The 12,764-nt window shown below is 42.9% G+C and carries 9 protein-coding genes and 1 other annotated feature; all 9 genes read right to left on the reverse strand.

Features of this window, described 5'->3' with window-relative positions:
• Positions 1 to 152 precede the first annotated feature (152 nt).
• The 9 genes from rpoC to nusG all read right to left on the reverse strand — a co-directional run bounded on the left by rpoC (position 153) and on the right by nusG (position 12,654).
• The gene (rpoC, locus tag EP58_RS14100) at positions 153 to 3,767 is read right to left on the reverse strand and encodes a DNA-directed RNA polymerase subunit beta' (RefSeq protein ID WP_036094382.1); all 3,615 of its coding nucleotides are present in this window, start codon (positions 3,765 to 3,767) and stop codon (positions 153 to 155) included.
• A gap of 433 nt (positions 3,768 to 4,200) precedes the next feature.
• A complete protein-coding gene (gene rpoB, locus EP58_RS14105; protein WP_036094384.1) occupies positions 4,201 to 7,758 on the reverse strand; it encodes a DNA-directed RNA polymerase subunit beta in 3,558 nt (1,185 codons plus the stop codon).
• 265 nt (positions 7,759 to 8,023) lie between these two features.
• Positions 8,024 to 8,632, reverse strand: a complete 609-nt coding sequence (locus EP58_RS14110) for a class I SAM-dependent methyltransferase (RefSeq protein WP_036094386.1) — start codon at positions 8,630 to 8,632, stop codon at positions 8,024 to 8,026.
• 198 nt (positions 8,633 to 8,830) lie between these two features.
• Positions 8,831 to 9,199: a 50S ribosomal protein L7/L12 gene (gene rplL, locus EP58_RS14115; RefSeq protein WP_036094389.1), complete on the reverse strand. Its 369-nt coding sequence runs from the start codon at positions 9,197 to 9,199 to the stop codon at positions 8,831 to 8,833.
• A gap of 80 nt (positions 9,200 to 9,279) precedes the next feature.
• The gene (gene rplJ / locus EP58_RS14120) at positions 9,280 to 9,780 is read right to left on the reverse strand and encodes a 50S ribosomal protein L10 (RefSeq protein ID WP_036094390.1); all 501 of its coding nucleotides are present in this window, start codon (positions 9,778 to 9,780) and stop codon (positions 9,280 to 9,282) included.
• Between the two features lie 51 nt (positions 9,781 to 9,831).
• Positions 9,832 to 9,975, reverse strand: a sequence feature (ribosomal protein L10 leader region).
• A 61-nt stretch (positions 9,976 to 10,036) separates the two neighbouring features.
• Complete coding sequence (gene rplA / locus EP58_RS14125) at positions 10,037 to 10,726, reverse strand: 50S ribosomal protein L1 (RefSeq protein ID WP_036094391.1); 690 nt, start codon at positions 10,724 to 10,726, stop codon at positions 10,037 to 10,039.
• A gap of 176 nt (positions 10,727 to 10,902) precedes the next feature.
• Positions 10,903 to 11,328: a 50S ribosomal protein L11 gene (gene rplK, locus EP58_RS14130; RefSeq protein WP_036060221.1), complete on the reverse strand. Its 426-nt coding sequence runs from the start codon at positions 11,326 to 11,328 to the stop codon at positions 10,903 to 10,905.
• Positions 11,329 to 11,467: 139 nt separating this feature from the next.
• Complete coding sequence (locus EP58_RS14135; protein ID WP_036094393.1) at positions 11,468 to 11,947, reverse strand: Imm63 family immunity protein; 480 nt, start codon at positions 11,945 to 11,947, stop codon at positions 11,468 to 11,470.
• Positions 11,948 to 12,120: 173 nt separating this feature from the next.
• Entirely contained in the window at positions 12,121 to 12,654 is a 534-nt protein-coding gene (nusG, locus tag EP58_RS14140) for a transcription termination/antitermination protein NusG (RefSeq protein WP_036094394.1), read from the reverse strand.
• Between the last annotated feature and the right edge of the window lie 110 nt (positions 12,655 to 12,764).

The following is a 12,764-nucleotide window of genomic DNA, read 5'->3' on the forward strand; positions in this document are numbered from 1 at the left end:
AATAATTCGGAGGTGACTCTTTATGTTTTCTATCGAGCTTCGCGTGCCAGGCCTTCGGAACTTTCATCCCCTCCACAAAAATCAAAAGAGGATTTTTATTGCGGCGACTCCAAGTTCTTTCAGTCCTGACGGGCACGCTTAGCATCTAATTTTTAAATATGTTTCGATTCTTCTAATTCTGCTACTTCTTGTTCTTTTCCTAGTACGGATGATTTCAGTTTGCGGTAATGGTGGATACCGGTACCGGCTGGGATCAGTTTTCCTAGGATAACATTTTCTTTCAAGCCGAGCAATTCATCAGTCTTACCTTTGATTGCTGCATCTGTAAGAACACGGGTTGTTTCTTGGAAGGATGCTGCGGACAAGAAGGAATCTGTTTCAAGGGATGCTTTTGTAATACCTAGCAAGACTGGGCGTCCAGTTGCTGGCTGTTTGCCGGCAAGTAATGCGTCACGGTTAGACTCGGTAAATGTGTGTACATCCATTAATGTTCCTGGCAAGATGTTTGTATCACCAGTGTCCATTACGCGGATTTTACGTAACATTTGACGAACCATAACTTCCACGTGTTTATCGCCGATTTCAACCCCTTGCATCCGGTAAACTTTTTGTACCTCGGCAAGTAGATATTCTTGTACGGAAAGGACGTCACGAACGCGGATCAATGCTTTCGGATCGATCGAACCTTCAGTCAGTGCTTCCCCACGGTCCACAATGTCTCCGATTTTAACTCGAAGGCGTGCAGTATAAGGAATACTGTAGCTACGACGGTCTTCATCTTTACCTTGTATCACGATTTCTTGTTGGCGATCGCGTGCCTCTTCAATAGAAACAACTTCACCTTCCACCTCGGTAATAATCGCTTGACCTTTAGGGTTACGTGCTTCAAAAATCTCTTGGATACGTGGAAGACCTTGCGTGATATCGTCTCCGGCTACCCCACCTGTATGGAACGTACGCATTGTAAGCTGTGTACCTGGTTCCCCGATAGATTGCGCGGCGATAATACCAACGGCTTCTCCGACTTCGACTTCTGTTCCTGTTGCCAAGTTTTTACCATAACATTTCTTACATACACCATGTCTTGTATTACATGTGAATGCAGAACGGATGGTTACTTTTTCAATGCCAGCTTCAATAACAAGACGAGACTTAGCCTCTGTGATCAAGTCATTTTCAGCGACGATAACTTCGCCTGTTTCTGGATGTCTGATTGATTTACGTGCATAACGACCTTCCAAACGCTCTTCCAACGGCTCGATAATTTCAGTACCCTCACGGATAGCTTCAATTTCAAGACCGCGGTCAGTGCCACAATCATATTCACGAATGATAACATCTTGCGCCACGTCAACCAAACGACGAGTAAGGTAACCTGAATCGGCTGTTTTAAGGGCTGTATCGGTAAGACCTTTACGCGCACCATGGGTCGAGATGAAGTATTCCAAGACAGTTAGTCCTTCACGGAAATTCGATGTGATTGGAAGTTCTACGATACGTCCAGATGGATCGGCCATCAGACCACGCATACCTGCTAGCTGTGTAAAGTTGGAGATGTTACCACGAGCTCCGGAATCTTGCATCATGAAGATCGGGTTTAAGCGATCCAAACTCAAGATCAGTTTGCCTTGGATAACGTCTTTCGCTTCATTCCAGACAGCAATAACACGTTCATATCTTTCGTCATCGGTAATCAAACCACGACGGAATGTTTTGGTGATTTTCTCTACTTTATCATGCGCTTCTTCAAGAATGTCATGCTTTTCTTCAAGCGTCAAGATGTCCGCGATACCAACTGTCATACCGGCTTTTGTAGAGATTTTGAAACCTAGATCTTTCATGCGATCGAGCATGCGAGACGTTTCTGTGATATGGAACTTTTTGAATACTTCTGCGATGATGTTTCCTAGGATTTTTTTCTTGAATGGGTCAACGATTTCTTGTTCTTGAATGTGTTTCTTTACGTCAACGTTTGTATCCACGAAATATTTCTTAGGCGTTTCCACTTCCAGATTGTAATCTGTCGGTTCGTTAATATATGGGAAGGTCGTCGGCAAAATGGTATTGAAAATCAGTTTACCAACAGTCGTAATTAATAGTTGTTTGCGTTGTTCGTCGGTAAATCTTTCGTTGTCAATCGAGCCTGCAACAACGGCGATACGCGAATGCAAATGAACATAACCGTTTTGGTATGCTAATTGTGCTTCGTTAATATCCGTAAATACCGTACCTTCACCAACTGTACCTTCACGTTCAAGCGTCAAGTAGTAGTTACCGAGTACCATATCTTGAGAAGGTGTTACAACCGGTTTACCATCTTTCGGGTTCAAAATGTTTTGGGCTGCAAGCATCAAAATACGCGCTTCTGCTTGTGCTTCTGCAGATAGTGGAACATGGACAGCCATTTGGTCACCATCAAAATCGGCGTTATAAGCTGTACATACTAGCGGATGCAGACGAATCGCACGGCCTTCAACAAGTGTTGGTTCGAAAGCTTGGATACCTAGTCTATGAAGAGTAGGTGCGCGGTTAAGAAGTACTGGATGCTCACGAATAACTTCTTCTAATACATCCCAAATTTCAGGTGAAGAGCGTTCGATTTTGCGTTTTGCACTCTTAATGTTATGCGCAAGGCCACGACCAACCAATTCTTTCATAACGAAAGGCTTGAATAGTTCGAGTGCCATTTCTTTTGGAAGTCCACATTGGTACATTTTAAGGTTCGGACCTACGACGATAACGGAACGACCAGAATAATCGACACGTTTACCTAGTAAGTTTTGACGGAAACGACCTTGTTTACCTTTTAGCATGTGAGACAGTGATTTAAGTGGACGGTTACCTGGTCCTGTTACTGGACGGCCACGACGACCATTATCAATCAAAGCATCGACTGCTTCTTGGAGCATCCGTTTTTCATTTTGCACGATGATGTTAGGCGCACCTAAATCAAGCAAGCGTTTCAGACGGTTATTCCGGTTAATAACACGGCGATAAAGGTCATTCAAATCACTTGTCGCAAAACGTCCACCTTCAAGTTGAACCATTGGGCGGATTTCTGGCGGGATAACTGGAAGCACGTCAAGCACCATCCAACTTGGATCATTGCCGGAATGACGGAACGCTTCTAGAACTTCTAAACGACGAATCGCACGAGTTCTACGTTGTCCTTGCGCCGATTTCAATTCTTCTTTCAAGCCATTTACTTCTTTTTCAAGTTGGATGTCTGAGAGAAGTTTTTTGATTGCTTCAGCGCCCATTCCTGCTTGGAACGATTGGCTATATTTCTCACGGTAAACGCGGTATTCTTTTTCTGAAAGCAACTGTTTCTTTTCAAGCGGTGTATCGCCTGGTTCTGTTACAACATAGGAAGCAAAATAGATGACTTCTTCCAACGCACGCGGTGACATGTCAAGTGCAAGTCCCATACGGCTTGGAATACCTTTAAAATACCAAATATGTGTTACTGGTGCAGCAAGTTCAATGTGTCCCATACGTTCACGACGAACTTTGGACTTCGTAACTTCAACGCCACAACGGTCACAAACTACGCCTTTATAGCGAACACGTTTGTATTTCCCACAAGAACATTCCCAGTCTTTCATTGGTCCGAAGATTCTTTCACAGAACAAACCATCGCGCTCAGGTTTCAGCGTACGGTAGTTGATTGTTTCTGGTTTTTTAACTTCTCCGTGTGACCATGAACGAATTTTATCTGGAGACGCAAGACCTATTTTCATATACTCAAAATTTTTCACATCTAACACTAGTGGTCTACCTCCTACTTTTGATGAGTAGCCTATCCCAAATAAATCGGCGACAAGCGATCGCACTCCGCCAATTTTGCGGACTTCCGGTTCTCATGTACACGAGTACACTCCGCTTCCGGCTTCCACAAAATTGACGAAATACAATCGCTTTCGCTCGATTTGTGTGAAGCAGAATTTACGTCTTACCCGAAAGTTCAAAAGACGGTTAGGCGCTTTTTACTCGTCTAATGTTTTTGTTACTCATGTTCTATTTTCAGCATCTTGCACCACCTTCTTGAGGAAAACGGCGCTTTCAGCTTTATATTATTGAATCCAGCTTCAAGAGCCAGCCTCTCGGAAATTTCGTGGCCTCCGCAAAAACCAAAAGAGGGTTTTCACTGCGCCCCCTAACAATTTCTGTCGAGGCTAAACGGGCTCTTTCAGCTTTATATTATTGATTCGAATCTATAATTCCTGCTGGTTTCACTGGTTCGGATACGATGTTGAAAGCGTCGTTTTGAGCGCCGAATTCTTCGTCTTCTAGGTCGCGTAATTCGATTTCTTCTTTGTCTGCTGAGAGGATTTTTACGTCCATTCCTAGACTTTGAAGCTCTTTAATTAATACCTTGAAGGATTCTGGTACGCCTGGTTCTGGAATGCTTTCTCCTTTAACGATGGCTTCGTATGTTTTCACACGTCCTACCACGTCATCGGATTTAATCGTTAGGATTTCTTGAAGCGTGTAAGCGGCACCGTATGCTTCTAGTGCCCATACTTCCATCTCCCCGAAACGTTGTCCACCAAACTGTGCTTTACCGCCTAGTGGTTGTTGCGTTACTAGTGAGTAAGGTCCAGTTGAACGAGCATGCAATTTATCATCAACCATGTGGGCAAGTTTAATCATATACATAATACCGACAGAAATACGGTTATCAAAAGGTTCACCTGTGCGTCCATCGTAAAGCGTGGTCTTCGCATCTGGCGCCATACCGGATTCGGCAACTGTACTCCAAACGTCGTCATCGTTCGCGCCATCAAATACTGGTGTCGCGATGTGAATGCCGAGGTAACGAGCCGCCATACCTAAATGAAGCTCAAGTACTTGTCCGATGTTCATCCGTGATGGTACACCTAGTGGGTTAAGCATGATATCAACTGGCGTTCCGTCTGGCATAAATGGCATATCTTCTTCTGGTAAAATACGAGAGATAACCCCTTTATTTCCGTGACGTCCGGCCATTTTATCGCCTTCATGAATTTTACGTTTTTGAACGATGTAAACACGAACGAGTTGGTTAACGCCTGGTGGTAACTCATCGCCTGCTTCACGTGTAAAGATTTTTACGTCAAGGACAATGCCGTCGCCGCCATGTGGTACGCGTAGTGAAGTATCGCGAACTTCACGGGCTTTTTCACCAAAGATAGCGTGCAGTAAACGTTCTTCTGCTGTTAGTTCGGTTACACCTTTTGGCGTTACTTTACCAACGAGCAAATCACCGTCTTTTACTTCCGCTCCGACACGGATAACTCCACGTTCGTCAAGGTCGCGCAATGCGTCTTCCCCAACGTTTGGAATATCGCGCGTCATTTCCTCAGGTCCAAGTTTTGTATCACGTGCTTCTGATTCAAATTCTTCAATATGAATCGACGTGTAAACATCATCTTTTACAAGACGTTCACTCATGATAATCGCATCCTCATAGTTGTAACCGTCCCAAGTCATGAATGCTACAAGAACATTACGACCTAGAGCAAGTTCTCCAGAGTCCATCGAAGGTCCGTTACCAAGGATTTCGCCTTTTGTTACGCGGTCTCCTTCTGCAACGTTTGGAGATTGGTTATAACACGTACCATGATTCGAACGAACAAATTTGCGCAGTGTATATTTATCGATACCACCGCTAACTTCTTTGCCATCCACTTCAGAAATACGGCGAACCCAGATTTCTTTTGCTTCCACGTGTTCTACAAGACCGTCATGCTTACAAACGACAGCAGCACCAGAGTCACGGGCAGAAACGTGTTCCATACCTGTTCCGATGATTGGCGCTTCAGGATTAAGAAGCGGTACAGCTTGACGTTGCATGTTGGCTCCCATTAGCGCACGGTTGGAGTCATCATTTTCAAGGAAGGGAATACATGCCGTCGCAACCGAAACAACTTGTTTTGGCGATACGTCCATGTAATCGATGCGTTCTTTTTCAACAGCTAAATTGGCAGAACGGAAACGAGCCATAACTTCTTCTTCTGTAAAAGTACCAAGCTCATCCAATTTGGAGTTCGCTTGCGCCACTACATAGTTATCCTCTTCATCCGCAGTCAGATAGTCAATCTTATCTGTTACGCGGTTCGTCTCAGGATCAACGCGACGATATGGTGTTTCGATAAAGCCAAACTTGTTCACTTTTGCAAAGGAGGACAAGGAGTTAATCAGTCCAATATTCGGTCCCTCAGGCGTTTCAATCGGACACATGCGACCATAGTGAGAGTAATGCACGTCACGTACTTCATAACCAGCACGTTCACGCGTCAAACCACCGGGTCCAAGCGCTGAAAGACGACGTTTATGCGTCAATTCGGCCAGCGGGTTGGTCTGATCCATAAACTGTGATAACTGCGAGCTACCAAAGAATTCTTTAATAGATGCCACAACTGGGCGAATATTAATCAATTGTTGCGGTGTCACGGTGCTCATGTCTTGAATCGACATACGCTCACGAACTACACGCTCCATACGGGATAAACCGATGCGGAATTGATTTTGTAAAAGTTCTCCAACTGAGCGCAAACGACGGTTACCAAGATGGTCAATATCGTCTGTGTCGCCTACTCCATGAAGTAGGTTGAAGAAATAACTAATAGAAGAAATAATATCAGCCGGCGTAATATGTTTCACGCTCGCATCAATATAAGCATTACCAATGACATTGATAATTTTTTCCTCTTCGCTATTTGGTGCGTAAATTTTGATAGATTGAACAACAACGCTATCTTCCATCACGCCATCAGTTGGACGGAGTGTACGGAAACCAACGCCATTTTCAAGATTCTCAATAATAGAATCCAATTTACGACGATCTAAAATTTCACCTTTGGACGCGATAATTTCACCAGTTTCTGGATCAACTAACGTTTCGGCAAGTGTTTGGTTAAATAAACGATTCTTCAAATGCACTTTTTTGTTGATTTTGTAACGACCAACATTCGCTAAATCATAACGTTTTGGATCGAAAAAGCGCGATACTAGCAAGCTCTTCGCATTTTCAACTGTTGGTGGTTCACCAGGACGTAAGCGCTCATAAATTTCAAGCAATGCTTTGTCCGCATTATCGGTATTATCTTTCTCAAGTGTGTTGCGTAAGTAGTCATTCTCCCCGATTAATTCTAAAATTTCGCTATCGGAGCCGAATCCAAGCGCACGTAAAAGAACAGTAACTGGTAATTTACGCGTCCGGTCGATCCTTACATGAACAACATCTTTCGCGTCTGTTTCATACTCAAGCCATGCCCCACGGTTAGGGATGACAGTAGAACCAAAACCTTTTTTACCGTTTTTGTCGAGTTTTCCGTTAAAATAAACACCCGGAGAACGTACTAATTGCGATACAATAACACGCTCGGCGCCATTGATAACAAACGTACCCATCTCGGTCATAAGCGGGAAATCACCCATAAATACTTCTTGGTCTTTCACTTCGCCCGTCTCTTTATTGATAAGACGTAACTTTACACGCAATGGTGCTGCATAATTCGCATCACGGTTTTTCGACTCTTCTACTGAATATTTCGGATCTCCCAAATTGTAGTCGATAAATTCTAGTGACAAATTCCCAGCAAAATCCTCAATTGGAGAAATATCGCGGAACATTTCACGTAATCCCTCATCCAAAAACCATTGGTAGGACTTCGATTGAATCTCGATTAAGTTTGGTAGCTCCAACACTTCACTAATACGAGCGAAACTTCTACGTTGGCGATGTCTTCCGTACTGAACTAGTTGACCTGACAACTCATTCACCCTCTCAAATAAACTAAATTTATTAAGCACATTGCAACAAAAATAGTACAATGGAACTTGGCAAAAATACCTAAAAAAGACAAAAAGAAAGCGGGTTCCTCAAAGAAAACCACTATTTTCTTGCTATGTGAACCAAACAGGCTAAAACTGCAATTCTTCAATACTCACCGCTAAAATATGGCGATATCGATTCTTTTGGCATCTTATTATAATATCATAGTGAAAAGATGGCGTCAATGATTAGGACTTCGCTTTTCTATATCTCCTTCATACTCCGATAAATAAAATATCCCTTATCCTTCGCAACGACTTCCACATTCCCGAAAACTTCTTCCATTTTCGCAGCAGCAGAAGGTCCGCCTTGTTTTTTCTGAATGACAATCCACAAACTCCCACCTGTTTTCAGTCGTTCGAAGCTCCCCGTCAGAATTTCATGCACAATTTTTTTTCCTGCACGAATCGGCGGATTACTAATAATATCCGTATAATCGCAATCTGTCACGCCATCATACACCGAACTCTCAAAAACACGAACATTCGCTAATCCATTATTCGCCGCGTTTTCTGCAGATAATTCCAGTGCGCGATCGTTCACATCAATCATATCGACCTGCGCCTCGGGATAACTTTTCGCAAATGCAAGTCCAATCGGGCCATAGCCACAACCAACGTCAAGTATTTTACCAGCCGCATCACTCGCTTCAAAACTCTCGATCAAAAGCCGCGAACCGAAATCAACGGTAGTCTTTGAGAAAACACCGGCGTCACTGATGAATTTAATCGAGGTCCCGCGTAATTCAAAAGTCCATGTTTTGCGTTTATGATCTAAATCGCTATTCTTCGTATAGTAATGTTTATTGCTCACATTTCCCACCACCTTTCTATGTATAAAAAAAGGAAGAGCGCCAGATCAGCATTAGGCTAATTTGGTGCTCTTCCTGTCTAGTTACATACGCTAGCCTCTCGGAAATTTCGTGGCCTCCACAAAAGTCAAACGAGGACTTTTACTGCGCCCCCTAACAATTTCTTTCGAGGCTGAACGAGCGTATTTCACTTTTCGTTTTTATTTCACAGCTACGTTAGCGCCAACTTCTTCAAGTTTAGCAACGATTTCGTCTGCTTCTTCTTTAGTAACGCCTTCTTTAAGAGCTTTAGGAGCGTTATCTACAACTTCTTTAGCTTCTTTCAAGCCAAGACCAGTGATTTCACGAACCACTTTGATAACTTTGATTTTTTGATCTCCAGCAGAAGCTAGTTCTACTGTAAATTCAGTTTGTTCAGCGGCAGCAGCGCCACCAACAGCAGCACCAGCAGCTACAGGAGCAGCAGCAGTTACGCCAAATTCTTCTTCGATTGCTTTTACTAAATCGTTTAATTCTAATACAGTTGCTTCTTTTACGGAAGCAATGATTTCTTCAATGTTTAAAGCCATTTTGAAATTCCTCCATTATAATATAATTTTTTTCGGACTATGCCGATTTGGTTGTTGGTGAAAATTCACCGGTTTGAAAATTAAGCGCCTTGTTCTTCTTTTTGAGTTGCAACAGCTTTTGCTGCAAGTGCCAAATTACGAACTGGAGCTTGAAGTACGCTAAGCAGCATAGATAGCAAGCCGTCGCGTGATGGTAGAGAAGCAAGAGCTTTAACATCTTCAACAGAAGATACTTTACCTTCGATGATACCAGCTTTAATTTCTAGTGCTTCGTGTTTCTCTGCAAATTCATTAATGATTTTAGCAGGAGCAACAACGTCTTCATTACTGAAAGCGATAGCGCTAGGACCTGTCAATACTTCGTTCAAGCCTTCTAAGCCAGCAGCCTCAGCAGCACGACGCATTAACGAGTTCTTGTATACTTTAAAATCAATACCAGCTTCACGTAATTGTTTACGTAATTCGGTGATTTCAGCAACTGTTAAACCGCGATAGTCAACGATTACTGTAGAAGCACTGTCTTTGAATTTCGTAGTGATTTCATTAACAGCACCTTGTTTCAATTCTAAAATTGTACTCATCTTTGTTTTCCACCTCCATCATGATTGTTCCAAAGCCGCGCGAACGACTTCAAAGCATATAAGAAACCCCTCACACCGTAGACGTGAGGGGTTCACAAGCCAGTTTCACAATGGAACTAACTTTCAAAATCCTCGGCGGGCAAAATTAAGCGTACAAGACGCGCCTGCTGTCTACGGTTAGGATATTCTGTTTTGTTTCGACTTTGTTATTCTACCAAAATAGAACAACGCCGTCAAGCTCATATCTAAGAAAAACTTAGAATGAAGATGGATCTACTTTGACACCAGGACCAAATGTAGTTGTAACGGTTACGTTTTTTACATATACTCCTTTAGCCGCAGCAGGTTTTGCTTTTTGAAGAACATCGTTAATAGTACGGAAGTTCTCAACAAGCTTAGCAGCATCAAATGATACTTTACCAATCGCAGTGTGGACATTACCAGACTTGTCAACGCGGTATTCTACTTTACCAGCTTTGATTTCGTTCACTGCTTTTGTTACGTCCATTGTTACTGTTCCTGTTTTAGGGTTTGGCATTAAACCTTTTGGTCCTAAGACACGGCCTAATTTACCAACTTCACCCATCATATCAGGTGTTGCTACGATAACGTCAAAATCAAACCAACCTTGGTTAATTTTAGTTACGTAATCGCCTTCTCCAACGTAATCAGCGCCAGCAGCCTCAGCTTCTTTTGCTTTTTCTCCTTTTGCAAATACTAATACGCGTTGTGTTTTACCTGTTCCATTCGGAAGTACAACAGCGCCGCGGATTTGTTGATCTGCTTTTTTAGGGTCAACGCCTAAACGAAATGCTACTTCAACAGTTGCATCGAATTTAGCGAAGTCTGCTTTTTGAGCAAGTTCGACAGCTTCTTCAACGGAATAAGCTTTGTCAGTATCGATTAGCTTAACAGCATCTTGATACTTTTTACCTTTCTTAGCCATTCTTTTTTCCTCCTATTCTGTGGTTATATCGGAATTTCCTCCCACGTAAATCAGATGCGAAATCTGATTTGAAATAAGAAAAGATGAACGTATTACTCTAATATGATAAACGGTTCGACCCGCTTCGTTCAGTTGTTCTTTTTCTTATTCCTGATACGCGTAATACATGATTGGTATTAGTCTTCGATCGTAATACCCATGCTGCGCGCAGTACCTTCAACCATACGCATTGCAGATTCAACACTTGCTGCGTTTAGATCCGGCATTTTTAGTTCAGCGATTTCTTGTACTTGAGCACGTTTCACAACCGCAACTTTATTACGGTTTGGTTCACCTGATCCTTTTTCAACTTTAGCTGCTTTTTTAAGCAAGACTGCTGCTGGCGGAGTTTTAGTGATGAATGTGAAAGAACGATCTTCATACACAGAAATCACAACAGGAATAATTAGACCAGCTTGATCGCTTGTGCGCGCATTGAATTCCTTACAGAATCCCATAATGTTAACACCCGCTTGACCTAGTGCTGGACCAACTGGTGGAGCTGGATTAGCTTTACCTGCTGGAATTTGCAATTTTACCTCTTTGATTACTTTTTTAGCCACGAGACACACCTCCTTAAGTCCGTGATGTGGTTTAATGGGGTTAATCATTTCCCCTCCCACGTTAAAACAGCACAAATTGTACCTCATATAGAATAACACTAAGCTCGCGGGATTGCAAGATTTTTTTGTCTGTTCTCTTTTAAAATTTCTTGGTGGTAAATGTCGCGGTGTCAAAATCGTATCGGACGTTTTTCTCGGTGCGCCATATGTTGAGGTATTCGGCGTAATGGATTGCTGCTTTTCTGGCCCAATCGGTGTTGATCGTCGCTAGTATCCTGATGGTTTCTTCAAACGCCACTTTTCTTGTATCGCCCTGTAGGTCGTCGTCGTTTTTGCGGGTATAAGTAAGATCGCGGTGTTTTAGCTCATATTCTAGTCCCATTCGAAAAGCGAGGTGTAGAAAAACTTCGTATTGGAAGGTATCGAAATCCTGCGTTTTAAACAGACTAACCTTTTCGCCACGTTCGTCGCCGTATAAAAGATAACCCTCCGCTTCGTTCCAATCCATACAAAGCTCACCGAAACCGCCAGAGCTTTTGACATAAAGGTGAAAATCAATGTCATAAAGCGATGCGATACTTTTTAGTTGTAGATAGATTGACTTCGCGTAGTCTGGCATTCGCAGAACCTCCTTGAGACGAAGAAAGACCTGGACGCATTTGATCCAAGTCTTTCTTGTTTATTTTTTTAACGCGCGCCATATGATAGAACCGCAGACAAACATCGCGATAACTCCAATGACCACAATTAGGGCTGAAACAATAGCTGCAGTTAGACCGAAACTCACTTGTTTTACAGTCTTTCGATTTGGTCAAAATCAACTTCAACCGGTGTTTCGCGGCCGAACATGTTGACCATGACTTTCGCTTTTGCTTTATCGTTGTCGATTTCTTCTACTTTACCGGAGAATTCAGCAAACGGTCCTTCTTTGACCATGACTGTTTCGCCAAGCTCGAAGTCCGCTTCTTGACGGCGTTCGTTCATGCCCATGCTCTTCAGAATCCGATCCGCTTCTTCCGGAAGTAGCGCAGTCGGTTTTGAGCCAGCACCTGCCGAACCAACGAAGCCTGTTACGCCGGGCGTGTTACGAACCACGTACCAAGAATCGTCCGTCATAATAATTTCAACTAACACGTAACCTGGGAAAACTTTACGCTTCAATGTTTTTGTTTTGCCGTTCTTTACTTCTGTTTCTTCTTCTTCGGGAACCATGACGCGGAAAATCTTATCCGACATCCCCATTGATTCCACACGTTTCTCCAGGTTTGCTTTGACTTTATTTTCATAACCAGAATAGGTGTGTACAACATACCAACTTTTATCCATTTGTCTCATTTGACCGCCACCAAATTGGGGTCATCCTCCTCTTTGATATTAATTTCAGATATAAAAACTACCCAAAATAAAAAACCCGAAAAACGTCCCGGGTTCTATCT

The organism is Paenilisteria newyorkensis (assembly GCF_000766145.1).
Taxonomy (GTDB): domain Bacteria; phylum Bacillota; class Bacilli; order Lactobacillales; family Listeriaceae; genus Listeria_A; species Listeria_A newyorkensis.